14 protein-coding genes are annotated in these 18,821 nt (G+C 62.5%); 9 read left to right on the plus strand and 5 right to left on the minus strand.

Annotated features, from left to right (window positions below; genetic code table 11):
- Positions 1-94 precede the first annotated feature (94 nt).
- Positions 95-1,363, minus strand: a complete 1,269-nt coding sequence (locus ACYQ1A_RS15370) for an amino acid deaminase (protein WP_499363350.1) — start codon at positions 1,361-1,363, stop codon at positions 95-97.
- A 103-nt stretch (positions 1,364-1,466) separates the two neighbouring features.
- Here ACYQ1A_RS15370 and ACYQ1A_RS15375 point away from each other — a divergent pair, with 103 nt between their 5' ends.
- From ACYQ1A_RS15375 to ACYQ1A_RS15410, 8 genes are all read left to right on the plus strand, one after another.
- Positions 1,467-2,351 carry a MurR/RpiR family transcriptional regulator gene (locus tag ACYQ1A_RS15375; RefSeq protein ID WP_499363352.1) on the plus strand — a complete coding sequence of 295 codons (885 nt, stop codon included), beginning with the start codon at positions 1,467-1,469 and terminating at the stop codon, positions 2,349-2,351.
- 12 nt (positions 2,352-2,363) lie between these two features.
- The gene (locus tag ACYQ1A_RS15380; RefSeq protein WP_499363353.1) at positions 2,364-3,821 is read left to right on the plus strand and encodes an N-acyl-D-amino-acid deacylase family protein; all 1,458 of its coding nucleotides are present in this window, start codon (positions 2,364-2,366) and stop codon (positions 3,819-3,821) included.
- 17 nt (positions 3,822-3,838) lie between these two features.
- On the plus strand, positions 3,839-4,225 hold the full coding sequence (locus ACYQ1A_RS15385) for a RidA family protein (protein WP_062225048.1): 387 nt from the start codon (positions 3,839-3,841) through the stop codon (positions 4,223-4,225).
- Positions 4,226-4,444: 219 nt separating this feature from the next.
- Complete coding sequence (locus tag ACYQ1A_RS15390; protein ID WP_499363355.1) at positions 4,445-4,777, plus strand: hypothetical protein; 333 nt, start codon at positions 4,445-4,447, stop codon at positions 4,775-4,777.
- A 96-nt stretch (positions 4,778-4,873) separates the two neighbouring features.
- On the plus strand, positions 4,874-5,875 hold the full coding sequence (locus ACYQ1A_RS15395; protein WP_499363357.1) for a sulfate ABC transporter substrate-binding protein: 1,002 nt from the start codon (positions 4,874-4,876) through the stop codon (positions 5,873-5,875).
- A gap of 71 nt (positions 5,876-5,946) precedes the next feature.
- Entirely contained in the window at positions 5,947-6,585 is a 639-nt protein-coding gene (locus tag ACYQ1A_RS15400; RefSeq protein WP_499363359.1) for a peroxiredoxin, read from the plus strand.
- A 105-nt stretch (positions 6,586-6,690) separates the two neighbouring features.
- Positions 6,691-7,518, plus strand: a complete 828-nt coding sequence (locus tag ACYQ1A_RS15405) for an EAL domain-containing protein (RefSeq protein WP_499363361.1) — start codon at positions 6,691-6,693, stop codon at positions 7,516-7,518.
- Positions 7,519-7,525: 7 nt separating this feature from the next.
- Positions 7,526-8,110 carry an RBBP9/YdeN family alpha/beta hydrolase gene (locus tag ACYQ1A_RS15410; protein ID WP_499363363.1) on the plus strand — a complete coding sequence of 195 codons (585 nt, stop codon included), beginning with the start codon at positions 7,526-7,528 and terminating at the stop codon, positions 8,108-8,110.
- Positions 8,111-8,213: 103 nt separating this feature from the next.
- Here ACYQ1A_RS15410 and ACYQ1A_RS15415 read toward each other — a convergent pair whose 3' ends face one another.
- Together ACYQ1A_RS15415 and ACYQ1A_RS15420 are read right to left on the minus strand one after the other, a co-directional pair.
- Complete coding sequence (locus ACYQ1A_RS15415; protein WP_499363365.1) at positions 8,214-8,813, minus strand: glutathione S-transferase family protein; 600 nt, start codon at positions 8,811-8,813, stop codon at positions 8,214-8,216.
- Between the two features lie 57 nt (positions 8,814-8,870).
- A complete protein-coding gene (locus ACYQ1A_RS15420; RefSeq protein WP_499363367.1) occupies positions 8,871-10,190 on the minus strand; it encodes an Hsp70 family protein in 1,320 nt (439 codons plus the stop codon).
- 456 nt (positions 10,191-10,646) lie between these two features.
- Between ACYQ1A_RS15420 and ACYQ1A_RS15425 the strand changes: the two genes are divergently transcribed.
- Positions 10,647-15,602 carry an autotransporter outer membrane beta-barrel domain-containing protein gene (locus ACYQ1A_RS15425; RefSeq protein ID WP_499363369.1) on the plus strand — a complete coding sequence of 1,652 codons (4,956 nt, stop codon included), beginning with the start codon at positions 10,647-10,649 and terminating at the stop codon, positions 15,600-15,602.
- Here ACYQ1A_RS15425 and ACYQ1A_RS15430 read toward each other — a convergent pair.
- Both ACYQ1A_RS15430 and mnmE read right to left on the minus strand, forming a co-directional pair.
- Complete coding sequence (locus ACYQ1A_RS15430; RefSeq protein WP_499363371.1) at positions 15,580-17,178, minus strand: FAD-dependent oxidoreductase; 1,599 nt, start codon at positions 17,176-17,178, stop codon at positions 15,580-15,582. The genes ACYQ1A_RS15425 and ACYQ1A_RS15430 overlap by 23 nt on opposite strands.
- A 248-nt stretch (positions 17,179-17,426) precedes the next feature.
- On the minus strand, positions 17,427-18,761 hold the full coding sequence (mnmE, locus tag ACYQ1A_RS15435) for a tRNA uridine-5-carboxymethylaminomethyl(34) synthesis GTPase MnmE (RefSeq protein WP_499363373.1): 1,335 nt from the start codon (positions 18,759-18,761) through the stop codon (positions 17,427-17,429).
- Positions 18,762-18,821: the final 60 nt, after the last annotated feature.

The following is an 18,821-nucleotide window of genomic DNA, read 5'->3' on the forward strand; positions in this document are numbered from 1 at the left end:
TAGGGTGGGTCAAGACCCACCCTGCAAAGTGGTATGCCGGTTTCAGTTCACGTTGCGATGGCTTTGGGCGGTGGGTCGCGACCCACCCTATGCCTTAGAAGTACGTCTGGACGATATCGACCACCTGGTAGCGTTCATCCAGCACCAGCACCTGGCGCCATTTATCAAATGTCAGGCACGGGTGCGAGATATCAAACGCCAGCATATCGCCCACCTTGATCTCATCGCCGGGCGCGATCTGCAGATAAGCGTGTTGGTCCATCATGCCGGTGATCTGCCAATGCGTTGGCACGTCCTGCGGCAGTGCATCGCATGGTCGATAGCGCTGTGCGGGCGTTGGATAACCGGCATCAAACGCCGCATCGCGCTTGCCCAGCCCGACGATGGCTTTGTCGGGTTCAGGAATCGATTGCACATACGCCCATAGTTGCAGCGCGGGCTTGAGCGATGTGCGCATCTGATGCGCCACCGGGTTGCGGATCTCGATCTGCGCCTGCGCGGTTTTGTATATGCCGACATCGTGGGTCAGATAGCAACCCGGCCGCAGCACCACATCCAGCGGCATGCCCACACGCGCCGGGGCGAATTCTTCGGCCACCACGTCATACCAGGCCGAGCCCGCACCCGACAGCAATGCCGGCGTGCGCTTGATCTGGCCCGCGTCCGCCAACTCGGCCAGCACGGCCACCGCCCGCTGCAAAAACGCGCGGATGTCGGCTTCTTGCTTCAGCACGCCTTCGTAGATTTCGACCCCCGCCAGCTGCAGCGCCTCGGGCCAGCGCGCCAATGCCGCCAGCACCGCGGCTTGCTGGGCGGCATCACGCACGCCAGTGCGGCCCCCGGCCACGCCCAGTTCCAGCAACACATTCAAGGTCTGGCCGCGCTCGCCAAAAAACCGACCCAGTTGCTCGACGCCATCCGCGTTATCCACCAGACAGAAAAACTCGAAATCAGCATCGGCGATTAACTGGCCGATGATTTCCATATTGCGTTTGCCCACCAGCTGGTTGGCCATGATCACGCGCCGTACGCCATGCGCGTAGGCCACACGCGTTTGTTGCGCCGTGGCCAGCGTAATGCCCCAGGCGCCGCCGTCGAGCTGGCGCGCAAACAATTTGGGCGCCATGGTGGTCTTGCCATGCGGCGCCAGTTTGACGCCGTACTGGGTAACAAACGACTGCATCCACTGCAGGTTTTGTTGCATCACGCCGTCATATAACACGGCAGCGGGCAAGCTGATTTCCTCGTCGAGCAAGCGCCAGCCCAGGCCTTGGGTTTGTGCCGGGCTGATCGGGTCCGGCAGGGCACCCAGGCCCTTGTTGAGGTTATCGATTAATCCGCCTTGATAGTTTGTATCATTCATGGAAGCCGCCACTGGTCTGATGTTGGTCACAAGCTTTTGATAAACGCCAATCTGGTCTGATATAAAGTATCAGTCAAGCACAGCCCGGCTAAATGGTTACGCCATGCCACATGCACTGCCTCCGTTCGACATCGTCAGCCGCATCGCCCAGCGCAGTGCCGCGTTGAGTGCCACCGAACAAAAAATTGCCCAACTGATCCTGGCCGATCTGCCTGCCGCCAGCGCCGCCAGCATCGATGCGCTGGCCGCCCAGGCCGGGGTCAGCAAGGCCAGCGTCACGCGCTTTGCCCGCGCGCTGGGTTGTGCCGATGTGCGCGAACTCAAACGCTGGCTGGCGCAGGCCAGCGCCATCGGCAGCCGCTTTCTGGCCCCGCGCGCCGATGCCGCGCAGCAAGAACCGGCCGACGTCATCCTCGACGATATCGTCACGCTGTTGCAGCGTAACCGCGCCTTGTTTAACCGCGAAGCCATCACTGCCGCCGCGCAGGCCTTGCGCGATGCGCGCCAGGTGCTGGCCTTTGGCATGGGCGGCAGTTCATCCATCATGGCCGACGAAGCGCGTAATCGCCTGATGCGTCTGGGCGTGCCCATTACCAGTTATCAAGACGCCGTACTGCAACGCATGGTGGCCGCCACGCTGGATAAGCGCTGCGTGGTGCTGGCGTTTTCGGTGAGCGGGCAGGGCCGCGAGTTATTACACAGCGTGGGCATCGCCCAGGAATATGGCGCGCGCCTGATTGCCATCACCGCGCTGGGGTCACCACTGGCGCAACGTGCTGATTGGCATATCCCGATCCAGGCGCTGGAAACCGATTTTGTCTTCAAGCCGTCCAGCTCGCGCTATGCGATGTTGTTGGCGCTGGATGTGCTGGCCACCGCGCTGGCGCAGTTGCAACCCGAGCACAGCCAGGAACTGCTGCGCCGGATCAAATTTGTACTCGATGCCGAACGCGGTGGCGCCGATGCGCGCCATCCGCTGGGCGATTAGGAAGACCGCAACATGACCGCCACCTGCGACACGCTGATCCGTAACGCCACGCTGATCGATGGCAGCGGCAGCGCGCCTTATCAAGCCAATGTGGCGCTGCACCAGGGCCGCATCGTCGCCATCGGCGAGCTGGAACACTGGCGCGCGCCACACAATATCGACGCCAGCGGCCTGGTGCTTAGCCCCGGTTTTATTGATGTGCACACGCACGACGACACCAACGTGATCCGCATGCCGCAAATGTGGCCCAAGTTGTCGCAAGGCGTGACCACGGTGGTGGTGGGCAATTGCGGCATCAGCGCCAGCCCGGTGACGCTGGCCGGTGATCCGCCTGATCCGATGAACTTGCTGGGCACGGCTGACGCCTTCAGTTATCCGACCTTTGCCGCCTATGTGGATGCGGTCAACGCCGCGCAGCCGGCCGTCAATGTGGCGGCGCTGGTGGGGCACACCGCGCTGCGGCAAAACCAGATGCACGACCGGCTGGACCGCGCTGCCACGCCTGCCGAGATCGAGGCCATGCGCGATCAGCTACAAGAAGCGCTGGTGCATGGCGCTCTCGGTTTATCCACCGGCCTGGCCTACGCCAACGCCTATGCCGCGCCCACCAGCGAAGTGATGGCGCTGGCCGAACCGCTGGCCGAAGCAGGCGCCATCTATACCACGCATTTGCGCAGCGAATTCGCCGAAATCCTCGACGCGATGGACGAAGCCTTTGCCACCGGCCTGCATGCGCGCGTGCCGGTGGTGATTTCGCATCTTAAATGCGCCGGCAAAGCCAATTGGGGCCGCACGCGTGAAGTGTTGGCGGCGCTGGATGCCGCGCGCACCACGCAGCATGTGGGCTGTGATTGCTATCCGTATGCGGCCAGCTCGTCCACGCTGGACCTCAAACAAGTGACCAGCGATTTCGACATTCTGATTACCTGGTCTGAGCCGCAGCCGGAGCAAGGCGGCCGTCTGCTGGCCGAGATCGCCGCCGAGTGGAATGTGGATTTGCTGACGGCCGCGCAACGGCTGCAACCGGCCGGCGCGGTCTATCACGGCATGGACGAGGACGACGTCAAAAACGTGCTGCGCCATCCGGCCACCACCATCGGCTCGGATGGTTTGCCGAATGATCCGCTGCCGCATCCACGCTTGTGGGGCGCGTTTCCGCGCGTGCTGGGGCATTACGTGCGCGAAGAAAAACTGTTCGATTTGCCCACCGCCATCCACAAGATGACCGGACTGTCGGCGGCGCGCTTTGGCCTGACCGAGCGCGGGCTGATCCGCCAGGGCTACTGGGCCGATCTGGTGCTGTTCGACCCCGCCCGCGTGCGCGATACCGCCACCTTTACCCAACCGCAGCAAGCCGCCGATGGCATCCACGCGGTGTGGGTCAACGGCCAGCTGAGCGCGCAAGACAAACAACCGACGGCGGCCCGCGCTGGCCGCTTTATCCGCCGTGGCCGTGTGGGCACGGTATGAACCCCGAGGAAAACAAGATGAGCGACATTATTCGTATCGGCACCAGCGGCACCGGCACCGGCGGCCAGCATCTGCCGTTTGCCCGCGCGGCGGGTGCGGATGGCTGGCTGTTTGTGTCCGGCCAGACCCCGATGGAAAACGGCGAAGTGATCGATGGCGGCATCGTCGCGCAATCGCACAAGACCATCCAGAACCTGATCGCCATCCTGCATGAAGCGGGTTACGGCGTGGAGCATGTGGTGCGCTGCGGCGTGTGGCTGGATGATCCGCGTGATTTTCAGTCGTTTAATAAAGTGTTCAAGGAATACTTTGGCGAGAACCCACCGGCGCGGGCTTGTGTGGTGTCGAGCATGGTGATCGACTGCAAAGTCGAGGTCGATTGCGTGGCGTACAAGAAGCCATAGCCCATGGCTGCCGGATGGTCCCGCTGGTACCGGGTGGATCTGCGCCGCCGCATACGGTGGGTCTGGACCCACCACTCAAACCCCATGATTTGAACGCTGTTGTTTCAATTTGCCGCGCCTTGGGTAGATCAAGCCCGTCCCCCACAGGTGATGCTCACAACCTTGCTGTCCCAACGGGCCGCTTTGGATGGTGGGTCTCGACCCACCCTATGAGTCCGCATGATCACATTGACGTTTGTATCTGATCGGCTGGATGCGCCGGTGGTGGCGACGGCCAGCGCCGGTATGCGCCTGATTGATGTGGTGCGGCCGTTAGCGATGTCGGGGCGTTTGCCTTTGGCCTGGCGTTGCGGGCAGGGCACGTGTGGCGCGTGCCGGGTGCGGATTGCGCATGCCGCGCAGCCTGCGCCGTTGGCCATGGGCAAGATGGAGCGCAATGTGCTGGCGCGCATTGTGCCGGATGCCGCAACCGGTGAGATCGACACGCCCGATACCGTGCGTTTGGCCTGTCACCTGACGTTAGCCCATGATTTAACAGTTTATTTCTCGTAATTATAAAAAGCTGCTTTATTAGTCTTTCACTCCTTAATAACGCAATGGCAAGATTTGGGCTGTTTAAATAAAACATGCTTATAAGGACCGCCCGCCATGCGTTTGAAGCCCCTGCTCGCCTCGGTTGTAATTGCTCTGTCTGCCACTTCCACCTTGGCCGCCAGCTTTGAATTGCTCAACGTGTCGTATGACCCGACCCGTGAGCTCTATCAGGATTACAACAAAGCGTTTGCCAAGTACTACAAAGCCAAAACCGGTGACGACGTATCGATCCGCCAATCGCATGGTGGCTCGGGCGCGCAGTCGCGTTCGGTGCTGGATGGCCTGCAGGCGGACGTAGTTACGCTGGCGCTGGCGTATGACATCGATGTGCTGGCCGACAAAGGCAAGCTGCTGTCGCCCGATTGGCAAAAAAAGCTGCCCGATAACGCCACCCCGTACACCTCTACCATCGTGTTCCTGGTGCGCAAGGGCAACCCTAAGAACATCAAGGACTGGACCGATCTGATCCGTCCGGACGTCAAAGTGATTACCGCCAACCCCAAGACCAGCGGCGGCGCGCGCTGGGCGTATCTGGCCGCGTATGGCTGGGCCAAGAAGACCTACGGCAGCGACGACAAGGCCAAGGATTACATCCAGAAGGTGTACAAGAACGTGCCGGTACTCGACACCGGCGCGCGCGGTTCCACCATTTCGTTTACCCAGCGTGGCCTCGGTGACGTGTTGCTGGCCTGGGAAAACGAAGCCGTGCTGTCGCAAAAAGAATTTGGCGTAGACAAGTTCGACATCGTCGCACCGACCATCTCGATCAAGGCCGAGCCGCCGGTGGCTGTGGTGGACAAAGTGGTCGACAAGAAGGGCACGCGCAAAGTGGCCGAAGAATATCTGAAGTTCCTGTACAGCAAGGAAGGCCAGGAAATCGCCGCGCGTAACTTCTATCGCCCGATCGACAAGGACGTTTACGCCAAGTACGCGCATCAGTTCCCGAAAGTGGCGCTGTTTGATATCGATGATGTGTTTGGTGGCTGGACCAAAGCCCAGCAAACCCACTTCAGCGATGGCGGCGTGTTCGATCAAATTTATAACGCTGGTCGCTGATCCCAGCCGTCCGTTCTGAATGCGCGTCGCCCCGCGTGGGCGACGCCCGCAACGTTCCAGGAGCAAATACCATGACTCTGCGTCTCGGCGACATCGCCCCCGATTTCTCGCAAGAATCGTCTGAAGGCCCCATCCATTTTCATGAATGGGCCGGCGATAGCTGGATTGTGCTGTTCTCGCATCCGGCTGATTTCACCCCGGTGTGCACCACCGAGCTGGGCTACACGGCCAAGCTGAAAGACGAGTTTGCCAAGCGCAATGTCAAAGCCCTGGCCGTGAGCGTTGATCCGCTGGAATCGCATCACAAATGGATTGCCGACATTAACGAAACGCAAAACACGCGCGTTAATTTCCCCATCCTGGCTGACGCCGACAAAACCGTGGCCACGCTGTACGACATGATCCACCCCAACTCGCTGGCCAATGCCACCGTGCGCACGGTGTTCGTGATCGACCCGACCAAAAAAATCCGCCTGACGCTGACTTACCCGGCGTCCACCGGCCGCAATTTCAACGAGATTTTGCGTGTGATTGATTCGCTGCAACTGACCGACCACCACAAAGTGGCCACTCCCGCCAACTGGCAGGATGGTGACGACGTGGTCATCGTGCCGTCGCTGCAGGACGAAGCCGAAATCGCGCAGCGCTTTCCCAAGGGCTACAACGCGGTGCGGCCGTATCTGCGTCTGACGCCGCAGCCCAACAAGTAATCTGTCCGTCGCGCCATCGCATTACGCAGCGCGCCGTTACCGCCAGCCAGGTCTGCGACGGCCTGGCTTTTTTTGCGCGCTAAAAACACAGGAAGCCACGCCGAGATGATCGATGTAAGCGGCGTAACGCCCGACAGCAATGTGCTGAAAGTGCCGTTACCGGACTTTATCCGCACCGATTGGCCCGATGCCGAATTTGGCATCGACGCCACGCGCGGCATTACCGTACGCGCGCTGGGGCTGACACTGGCCAGCGTGTTTCAGCCCATCTTTAACGCGCAAGGCCAGGCCGTCGCGCAAGAAGCCTTGTTGCGCGCCAGCGCGCGCGGCCGTCCACTGGCCCCGCCCGCTGCCTTTGCCGCCGCCGCCAGCCATGGCCAGATCATTGCGTTTGACCGCTTGTGCCGCACGCTGCATCTGTACAACAACGCCACCTTTCAGAGTGGGCAGAGCGATCTGTACCTCAACGTGCATCCGCGTTTGCTCACCGGCGTGGAGCGCCATGGCGTGGTGTTCGAGCGCGTGCTGCACACGGTGAACTGGCAGCCGCAACGCATCGTGCTGGAGATCGTTGAGGACGAAATCGCGCAGGGCGAAGTCAACCGCGTGCGTGATGCGGTGGATAACTATCGGCGCGTGGGTTACCGCATCGCCATCGACGACTTTGGCAGCCGCCACGCCAACCTGGACCGGCTGTGGCAGCTGGAACCGGACATTGTAAAACTCGACCGCGTGCTGATCGCCCAGGCGGTCGAATCGCCCAAACTGCGTCGCGCCCTGCCGCGCCTGGTGCAACTGCTGCACGAGCTGGAGACGCTGGTGGTGGTCGAAGGCATCGAGACCGCGGACCAACAACAGCTGGCGCTGGATGCCGGCGCCGACCTGCTGCAGGGCTTTCACCTGGGCGAACCGCGCCCGCTGGGAAGAGGATGAAACACCAATGACAACGACCGAACCGATTACCCGCTGGCTGGAACGCGGCAATCACATTGTGGTGGCGCCGGGCTGGCGCGATTCGGGCGAAGACCACTGGCAAACCCGCTGGTGCGATGAATATCCCGGGCTGCGCCGGGTGCAGCAACGCGATTGGGAAAACCCGCAGGCGGCGGCGTGGGTCAAGGGTCTGGATCAACAGATTCCGGTCGAGGGCCAGACGCTGCTGGTGGCGCATAGCCTGGGCTGCATCACCGTCGGGCACTGGGCGGCGCTGTCGTCAAAAGCGCGTCATGTGGCGGCGGCATTATTGGTGGCGCCGGCCGATGTCACGCGTGACGAAGCGCCGGACAGCTTTCGCGGCTTTATGCCGTTGCCGGCTCGGGAACTGCCATTTCCGAGCTTGTTGGTGGCCAGCGACAATGATCCATCGTGCTCGCTCGATCGTGCGGTGGCATTGTCGCAGGCCTGGGGCAGCGAGCTGGTGCCGCTGTCGGGCGTCGGCCACATCAACGTTGACTCCGGCCACGGCGAATGGCCGGTTGGCCTCAAACTGCTGCGCCAACTGCTCAGAAAAGTGAGTAAGGCATAGGGTGGGTCAAGACCCACCATCCAAAGCCATGTGCTCGCGCCACACTGGCGCGTCCCGCCACTTTGGGCGGTGGGTCTAGACCCACCCTATGGGCGCCTCAGCTTCACCCCATCGGCACATGCCCCGGTTGCGCGGCCACGCGGTCGATCCATGCGTTGATCGCCGGGTAGGCGCTCAAATCCACCAGGCCTTCGTGCGCGCGATGGGTATAGGCGTACAGCGCGATGTCGGCAATGCTGTACTTGTCGCCGACAAAAAAGCGCTTGTCCTGCAAATGCTGTTCCATCACTGCCAGCACCTTGTGGCTGCCGGCAATGCAGCTTTGCAACTCGTCTTCGCGCGCGGCGGGGCGGTCGGCAAAGTAAACAATAAAGCGGGCCACAGCCAGTTGCGGCTCGTGGCTGTACTGCTCAAAAAACAACCATTGCATCACCTGCGCCTGCTCCCAGCGATCTTCCGGAAACAGACTGGACCCCTGGGCCAGGTAATACAGAATCGCATTCGATTCCGGCAGATAAGTGCTGGCGCCGATCTGCAGCACGGGCACCTTGCCGTTCGGGTTCATCGCCAGAAAGGCGGGCGTGCGATGCGCGCCGTTTTTCATATCGACTTCGTTCCACTGGAACGGCTTGTCCAACTGGCTCAGCGCCAGTTTGACCTTGTAGCAATTGCCAGACATCGCGAGGCCATGCACGGTATACATCTGCAGATTTCTCCTTAGGGGGACGGCGAGTTAGAGCGAGTAATCCGAGCGCTGCGCTTAACCAAACTTGCGCAGGGCATCGATAGCCAGACCGCTGCCGATGCTGCCAAACAGATCGCCTTCCACGTGCTGCGCGGCGGGCAGCAAAGCGGCGACACGCTGGCGCAACAACGGCACGCCGGACGAACCACCGGTAAAGAACACGGTATCGACCTGGTCGGCGCGCAGGTTAGCGTCTTTAAGCAGCCCGTTGACGGTGTCTTCGATGCGGCTGATCTGGCCATCGATGGCGTCTTCAAATTCAGCGCGCGCCACGGTATGGGTCAGGCCTTCGGCAATGCGGTCCAGCGGCAATATGTGTTGGTCCTGGCCGGACAAGGCAATCTTGGTTTCTTCCACCCGCATCGCCAGCCAGTGGCCAGCGCGTTCCGAAATCAAGCCGAACAAGCGATCCAGCAATATCCGCGTATCGGGGCCGGAATCGCGAAAGACATCCTGCAATTCGGACCAGATCTTGCGCGTGTAAACAAAGTTGATGGTGTGCCAGGTGGCCAGGTTGAAGTAATAACTGGACGGCACTTCGGAGTTGTTTTTCAAGCGGCTGCGATAACCAAGCAGCGGCATCACGCAGGCCAGGCTTAGTTGTTTATCAAAGTCGGTACCGCCGATATGCACGCCGCCGTTGGCCAGGATGTCGCCCAGGCGATCGCTTTGGCGGGCACGCTCCGGCGACAGGCGCAGCAGCGAAAAGTCGGAGGTACCGCCGCCGATATCGACGATCAGGGTGAGGGTTTCGCGCTGCAGCGTGCGTTCAAAATCAAACGCCGCGGCAATTGGCTCGTACTGGAACTCGACATGCTTCAGCCCCACCGAGCGCGCAATATCAGCCAGCACGTCTTGCGCCAGTTGATCGGCCACCGGGTCGTCATCGACAAAATGCACCGGGCGGCCCAGCACCGCGTGCTCGAACCCACGGCCGGCGGCCTGCTCGGCGCGGCGTTTAAGCTCGCCGATAAAGTGACTGAGAATGGTGCGGAACGACAGGCTCTGGCCCTGGACCTCGGTCTGCAAATCCATCAGGCCGGTACCCAATATGCTCTTGAGCGAACGCATCAGGCGGCCTTCGTAGCCTTCCAGATATTCATTCAGCGCCACGCGGCCATAGCTGATGTTGTCTTCTTCCGCGTTAAAAAACAGCATCGAAGGCAAGGTGGTCTTGCCGTCTTCAAGCACCAGCAGCGGCGCTGCCCCTGGCCGCATCCAGCCGACGGTGGAATTGGAGGTGCCAAAGTCGATGCCACAGGCACGGGCGATTGCACCCGGCGCCAGCGTGGAGCTGGCATGCGGATGCAAGGACGAGGAGGCGGGATGGTTCAATGTTTTTCCTATCGCTAAAACGTCCGCGTCGCTGCGGCCTGGCCCGACAAGGGCAGGCCAGCGGCTGACAGCTCAGCCAGGGCCAGGCGGGCTGGTCGGGCTGGCCATCGGGGGGCGGCGCGCGGAGTCGCTATTCTAGCGACAGCGCCTCGCCTTACCTAGCGCGGCGTCTTGCTGGCTGGATCAGTGGCAGCCGAGCGTTTTTTATGCCGTTCAACGCTTTTATATCGTTTTCGATTTGCGCCGCGCTGTTTAGCGGGCTGTAGTGCTTGCAGGAAAACTTGATTTAAGACAATTCCGGTAAGACCCAAAACAGCTTCACTACAGACTTTTACGGGCGCAATCATCATGATGAATAAAATTGCGACTTGCAGCGCTACTGCATTGTCAGCGTCAACCCGGCGGGGCCCTGCTTACCGTGGGCAACCCCGGCTTAGCTTACTGAGCCGTTGCATCATGCTCTTGCCCGGACTGGCTGGCGCGGCCGATATCAACCTGACCAGCAGCGTCCCCAGCTTTGATGTGGGTGCGACCACGGTCACCACCGGTTCCATCGTGGTCAACGACGGGGTGGATGGCGTCATTACCGGCGCGGGCGGGCAGTTGCGGTACACGCCGACCGCAGCCGACTGGTTGCTGGGCGGCAGCACCAGCGGCAATAGCCAGACGCTGGACATGTCGGGGCTGGATAGCCTGGTGTTTACCGGCGCCGGGCACAAGGTGGTGATCGGCAGCGGGGTGCAGTTTGCCACCGGCGTGCTGACGCTGGCGCAGAGCACGGTGTTGAATGTGGCCAATGTTGTGGTCGGGCAATCGGATTCGAGTGGCACCATCAACTTTGGCAGCGGCTCCAGCAATGGCAGCTTCAAATTACGTGGCGAAGACGGCAGCAGTGCCGCCACGGCGCTCCAGATTGGTGTCGACGCGGCGACGGCCTCGATCCAGACCACGGGCGTACTGGATTTGAGCGGTGGTACGGCCGACATCCAGGTGGGGCAGTTGCTGGTCGGCAGCGCCAGCGCCGGCAGCGCGCAGGGCACGTTCACGGTCCATGCGGGCACGGTCAATGCCACCCAACTCACCCTCGGCCAGATCGGCGCAGGCGCCAGTACCGCCAACGCCTCGGGCCTGCTTGATCTGACCGGGGGCACGGTCAGTGCCGATACGCTGACCATGGGCGACCTGACCGGCAGCGGCGCGGTCAGCGCGGTCATCAACCTGAACGGCGGCACGTTGGCCAGCAGCGCCATCGGGACTAATGCAGCCAGCAGCATCCATAACCTCAACTGGAACAGCGGCACACTGCGCAACCAGGCCGATGGCCAGAACATGAGCGTGAGCGGCATCAACATCGCCTTGTCGGATGGGGCCGCGCATTATTTTGAAGTCGACGGCACTGCGGCCAATGCGCAACTCGATGTGGTACTGGCGGACGCGAGCGGCGCCACCACCGGCGGCGGCATCACCAAAACCGGCAGTGGCACGCTCACCTATGGCGTGGCGGCCAGTTATAGCGGCGCCAGCGTCATCCAGCAGGGCACGCTCAAGGCTGGCGTGGTGGATGCCATCAACAGCAGCAGCGGGCTGCAGGTGGCCAGCGGCGGCACCTTTGATCTGAACAACCTGAACCAACACATCAATGGCCTGAGTGGGGACGGTCTGATCACCTTGGGCAGCGCCACCCTTAGCGCCAATATTGCAACCGACAGCAGTTGGGCGGGCCAGATCGTGGGCAGCGGCACCTTTGAAAAAACCGGTAGCGGCACGCTGACCCTGAGCGGGCAGATCAACAATGGGGGTGTCGACGTCGTGGCGGGCACTTTGCGCATTGGCGATGGCGCCACCCATGGCAGTGTCAGCGCCGATATCGATAGCGATGGCACCGTGGTGTTTGACCGCTCCGATGACGTGACCTGGGCCAATCGCCTGTCCGGCAGCGGCGATCTGGTCAAGACCGGCGCGGGCAATCTCAGCGTGTCGCTGGCGCAATTCCTGAGCGGCAACACGCTGGTGAACGCCGGCACTTTCACCATGCTCGACCAGCAATCTGCCGGCACTCATCAGTTGAATGTTGCCAGCGGCGCCACCGTGGACGCGGCGTTTAACAGCGGCTTTTTGCTGCCGGATGTGGCCGGGAGCGGCACGGTGCGCATCAGTGGCAACACTGTGGTGCTGACCGGCGATAACAGCGCCTTCAACGGCCTGTGGGATATCCGCGGCGTGGCGTGGCTGGATAGCGCACACGCCAATGAACTGGGCAGCGGCACGGTATTTCTGAACGGGGCCAACAGCTGGCTCGATCTGTACGACAACGTGTCGGTGTTCAGCAACGCGCTGACCGGCAATGGCGTGTTGATTGCCGAAATGGCGCAGAACAGCGATCAGTTTGGCTTTGCCAGCAGCGCCGGTTCCGCCTTTAGCGGTACGGTATGGCTGCAGCGCGGCACGCTGGCGCTGGATGCGACTGCGGCAGCGGTGCTGGGCCAGGCCAGCGTTCGCGTTTCGCAGAATGGCGTGCTGCTGCTGAGCGCGCCACGCAGCCTGGGCGGATTGACGCTGGATAACGGCACGCTGCAGTTTGCGCCTTCCAACACCACGCTGCCGCTGAGCGTCAACACGCTGGATGCCACGGCCGGCGGCACGCTGGCGGCGCAATTGCCCAGCAGCGAGACCGTACCGGTCATCCCGTCCCAACCCTCGTTTTTTGATCAGGACAGCCTGCGCACCTTGCAGGTGGTCAAGGCTGGTACGGTGAGCGGGGTGGGGGCGACGCTGGCGCTGATGCAAGCCGATGGGGTCACCCCCGTCACCACACCAGTCAGCCTTGATGTGCAGGACGGCGCGGGCACCACCCTGGCCATTGCGGATTACAACTACAACGCCAGCGTGCAGAACGACGGCATCTGGTTGGGCTACAACCTGACCCAACTCGATCTGCAAAGCGGCCAGACGCTGGTGCTACAGAATGCACCCACCGGGGATAACACGCTGAGCGCACGCCTGACCGGCGCGGGTGGCATTGATGTGCAAGCCAGCGGCACCGTATTGATCGCTAATGCCAACAATGACTACAGCGGCGCCACCCGCATCAGCAGCGGCACCGCGCAGTTGCAGCAAGACCATGCGCTGGGCAATACCAGCGCCCTGAGCCTGGCCGCCAACGCGGGGCTGGATCTGAACGGCCATGCGCAAACCGTGGGCAGCCTGAACAGCGCCGCAGGCAGCACGCTGTCGGTGCAGAACGGTGCCTTGTCGATTACCCAGGGCGGGCAGGTGGATGGTGCGCTCAATGGTGCGGGTGCGATTGATATTGCGGGCGGCACGCTGGGGGTGAGCAGCAGCAACAGCGCGCTGACCGCCGCTGTGCATATCGCTGCCAACGCGCAGGCGCGACTGGATCACAGCGATGGCCTGGGCACTGGCGATATCGCCATCGACGGAACCCTGATCATGAATAACGCCAGCGGCACCCTGGCCAACGCCCTGATCGGCGCGGGCGGATTGAGTGTCAGCGGCAGTTCGCAGCTGACCCTCGCGCGGGCCAACCCGAGCTGGAGCGGCGCACTGCAAATCGACCCCAGCGCCCAATTGACGGCGCAGGAGGCAGGCAGCCTGGGCGGCAGCACGGTCAGCAATCAAGGCACGCTGGTATTAAGCAATAACAACGACTGGACCCTGGCCAACGCCATCGGCGGCAGTGGCAGTCTGGTCAAGACCGGCAACGGCATCCTGACCGTCAACAGCGGGCTCAGTTACAGCGGTGACACCCAGGTCAACGCCGGCACCTTGCGCGTAGGCAGCGATGCCAGCGGGCGGCTGGATAGTAGCGGCACCGTGCAGATTGCCAGTGGCGCCACCCTGACCGGGCTGGGCCAGATTGCCGGCAGCGTGCTGAATAACGGCACCATCGCGGCCGTCGATGCGGTCACGCCCAGCGCCAGCCGCCAGAACGTCAGCCGAGCCGTGGTGGGCGCCGTAACCAGCAATGGCCTGACCATCAATGGCGATCTGAGCAACAACGGTTTGATCAATCTGGCTGGTGGCACGGCGGGGAATACGCTCACGGTCAAAGGCAACTACAGCAGTAACGGCGGCCGCCTGCAGATGAATAGCGTGCTGGGCGACGACACCTCGGCCACCGATCAACTGATCGTGCAAGGCGGCACCCAGGGCGATACCCGGGTCAGCGTCAACAATCTGCATGGCCTGGGCGCGCAAACAGATCGCGGCATTCGCGTGGTGGCGGTGGGCGGCGATTCGTCGGGTACGTTTACCCTGCAAGGCCGCGCGGTGGCCGGGGCGTGGGAATACCAGCTGGCCAAAGACGCCAGCGACGGCAGTTGGTATCTGCGGTCGGAATCCGCATCGCCTACTCCCACACCGACCCCCACCCCGGCGCCGAGCCCCACGCCAACGCCGACGCCTGCCCCCACGCCCGCGCCTGGCCCCAGCCCGGCGCCCACGCCGCAAGTCCGGCCGGAACCCGGTGGCTATCTGGCCAACCAAAGCCTGGCCAGCACGCTGTTTGTGACCTCGCTGCACGATCGCATGCCCGATACGCAAATCCCCGGCCCCAACCCGGCCGAGCATAATCCCGATGCCGCCTGGGCCAGGCTGGTCAGCGGCCGTAGTCGCAGTTCCGCCGCCGCCGGCGTACTGGATATCGATAGCGATGCCACCGTGCTGCAAATGGGCGTGGATGTCTGGCACGGCAATCTGGACCAGGGCCAACTGCGCGCAGGGGTAATGGCGGGCTATGCCACGGCCAGTTCAGATAGCGCGGCGCAAGGCCTGGCGGTGAAGGCCGATGGGCAACTGAGCGGCTATGCCGTGGGTGTTTACGCCACCTGGTACGGCCAGGACAGCGCCTATCCCAGCGGTCCTTATCTGGATACCTGGTGGCAATACGCGCGCTTCAGCAATCACGTGCATGGCGATGATCTGCCGGACGAGCATTACGACAGCCATAGCTGGAGTGGCTCGCTCGAAGCCGGCACCGATATCGTCATCAGCGACAACTGGCATCTGCGTCCGCAAGCGCAATTGGTCTACACCGACCTGGTGCAGGACGATCACACCGAAGTCAATGGCACGCGGGTGCAAAGCCGCAATACCGATGTGTTTAACAGCCGCCTCGGTGCGCGCGCTTACGGCAATTTCAAACGCACAGACGGTTCGAGTTGGGCACCGTATCTGGAAGGCAACTGGTGGCATCGGTTTGGTACCGCCGCAATCACGTTTGACGGCACCCCGATTGCGCAAAACATCCCGGCCGATCGATATGAGATCAAAGCCGGCATCGAATATCTGGCCAGTACCCATTGGCGCTGGTGGGCGGATGTGGGCGTGCAAAGTGGCGCAGGCGGCTATAACGCGCTGCAAGGCCAGATCAAGGGACGCTATCTGTGGTGATCGCGCGGGGTGCCGGGTGGGGCAGGCCAAACCAGCGCTGCAGCGCAGCCTTGAGGCTGGCATCGGCCTCCAGCGGGGCGTCCACGCTGCTGGCCCACGCCACCACGCCATCGGGCCGCAGCAATACAGCGCTTAGACCGAGGCTGTCTTTGACCGGGGCGGCCAGGAAGTTGACGCGCGCGCGCCACGGCGCAATCAACGCGGACCCACTGGCACTGGGGCCAAAACACAGCAAGCAGCCTTTGCCATCGTGCAGCAAACTGCCCAGCTGAGTGCCGTCCTGCAGCTGGAAATCCGGCGTGCTGCGCCCCACCAACGGGTGCGTAGCGGCCGGTTCGCCGCCGGTTTCGTAGCGCAGTGACACGCCCCAGATGCGCTCGGCAAACCAGGTGGCGGCATCGGGCGTGGCAATCACCTCGCGCAGCACTGCGGCCAACGCCCGCGTACTGGGCGTGGGCCGCATCAAGGCCACTTGCGCGCGCGACCAGTCCAGCACCGCCGCACCCACCGGATAGCGTTCTTGTTGATAAGTATCGAGCAGATCGACCGGGGCATCGCCGCGCACGCAGGCGGCCAGCTTCCAGCCCAGGTTGATGGCATCGCCCACGCCCAGATTCAGCCCTTGCCCACCCAACGGCGAATGCACATGCGCCGCATCGCCCGCCAGCAACACGCGGCCGTGGCGATAGGCCGTGGCCTGGCATGCGCGGTCGGTCCAGGTGGTCGCGAGCTCCAGCCGCGTCAGGGTTACCGGGGCGGCGGACACCCGACGTAGCACGGATTGCACATGCGCCAAGGTCAGCGGCTGGCTGCGATGAAAGGCGCCCCCATCGAAGTCGACCAGGGCCAGCGTGCCGGGGCGGGCATAGGTATACATGCCCTCGGCGGTGTAATGGCGGCCTGGCGTCAGTACCGCGGGATCGGCCAGCTCGGCCTGTATGGAATAGCCGGTGAATTCAGGCGCGGTGCCCTCGAAGGCAAAGCCGCCCAGCTTGCGCACGCTGCTGCGGCCCCCATCGCACGCAACCAGCCAGCGTCCACTAAAACGCTGCGCGCCCGCTTCGACCACGACAGTGTCCGCGCTGGCTTCAAATCCGCTGACGCGGTAGCCACGGCGGATATCGACACCGAGTTCGCTGGCGCGCTGTGCCAGTACTGTTTCCAGCGTGTCGAGGGTGACGGCCAGCTGGGTGCCCGCCGGGCTGGGCAAGCGGAAGGGCCAACGGCTGCTATCGACGTCATCCAGATAAAACGGAATGCCCGCGAAGTGCCCGGCGGGCTGGCGCGGCTGTTGCAGCCAATGCGCCGCGCGCGCGGTGTCGTCAGCGCTGGTGTTGGCTGCTTGTGCTGCACGCAGTGCATCGAGCAAACCGCGCCGGTACAAGGCTTCGAGCGTGGGCGCGGACAAACCGCGCAAGCCGAATGGCAGCTGTTTAAGTGCGCTATGTGGATCGCTGGCTTGCTCCAGCACCAGCACTGAAACGCCTTGCAGGCGCAGCTCGCAGGCAAGAAACAGACCGACTGGGCCAGCGCCGGCGATGATGACGTCAAACAAAGGGGAATGTTGCGGATACACAGGAATCTCCATGTCGAAATGAATATGTTCGACCGGAGCGTTCCTCAGGGTGGGAGCCAACACGGACGAACATCCCGACGCCAGTACAGCGTCAAATATTCGTCGTGGGGATCCTGTGCGCGAGGCCAAAGACCAGAGCTTTCGTTACCGAAAGAGCCTGGGCTTACCAAACCAGGCCTGCCTTTTCCGACGCGGCTTTATAACATCGACAATCCTGATGCGGCAATCCGCAGCCGCCTCAGCGGCGATTACTTGCCGATGCAGAAGCGGCTGAAAATCACGCCGAGCAAATCATCCGAAGTAAATTCGCCGGTAATCTCATTCAGCGCTTGCTGCGCCAGCCGGAGTTCTTCGGCAAACAATTCCAGCGCATGGAAGGCATGCGCTGCTGAATCAACATGCCCGGCCGCGCGGCGGATGGCGTCCAGATGGCGCTCCCGCGCGATAAACACGCCTTCGTTGGCGCCATGCCAACCGGCCAGGGCCAGCAAACGCTGGCGCAAGGTGTCCAGCCCGGCGCCGGTCTGGGCCGAAACGTGCACTTCGTAATCGTCCACCGCGCCCGATTGCTCGCCAGTCAGATCAATCTTGTTGAACACGCGCAGCACCGGCAATTGCGCGGGCAAACGCTGCAGGATGGCCTCGTCGTGCGCGGTAATACCTTCGCGGCTATCCAGCAACAGCAAAGCCAGATCGGCTTTTTCCAGCGCCTGCCACGTGCGCGCAATGCCGATTTTTTCCACGGCGTCTTCGGTCTCGCGCAAACCGGCGGTGTCGATCACATGCAAAGGCACGCCATCCAGCTGGATCAGCTCGCGCACCGTGTCACGCGTGGTGCCGGCGATATCGGTGACGATGGCCACTTCGGTGCCGGCCAGCGCATTCAACAAACTGGACTTGCCCACATTGGGCTGGCCGATCAGCACCACATGCAGCCCTTCGCGCAACATACGGCCCTGGCTAGCGGTGGCTAACACGCGCGCCAACTGCGCATCGATCAAGCGCAATTTGCCGCGCGCATCGGCGGCTTCAAGAAAATCGATATCCTCTTCCGGGAAATCAATCGTCGCTTCGACCAACATGCGCAGCGTAATCATCTGCTCGGTCAGCGCGTTGATCTCGCGCGAGAACGCGCCATCCAGCGATTTGAGCGCCGAACGCGCAGCGGCCTCGGATTGCGCATCAATCAGATCGGCCACGGCCTCGGCCTGCGCCAGATCGAGCTTGCCGTTAAGAAACGCGCGCCGGGTAAATTCACCCGGCTGCGCATGCCGCGCGCCCAGCTCAACGCAACGCGCCAACAACATGCGCAACACGACAGGCCCGCCATGGCCTTGCAGCTCCAGCACGTCCTCGCCGGTAAACGAGGCCGGGCCGGGAAAATACAACACCAGGCCCTCATCAATGACCGCGCCGTCCTGCGCTTTAAACTTTGCAAAATGCGCATGCCGCGGCTGCAACGCCCGCCCGATCAAGCCCGCCACCACCGCCGCCAGCCCCTGGCCCGACAAACGAATAACACCCACCCCACCCCGACCGGGAGCGGTGGCAATGGCGGCGATGAGGTCGTTGGAGGCAATCATGGGGCGAGGTCTTTGGGTTAGGCAGGCTGAATGATAACCCGGCCGATGTTCGCGCTGGGG

It is taken from the genome of Silvimonas sp. JCM 19000, from assembly GCF_054652575.1.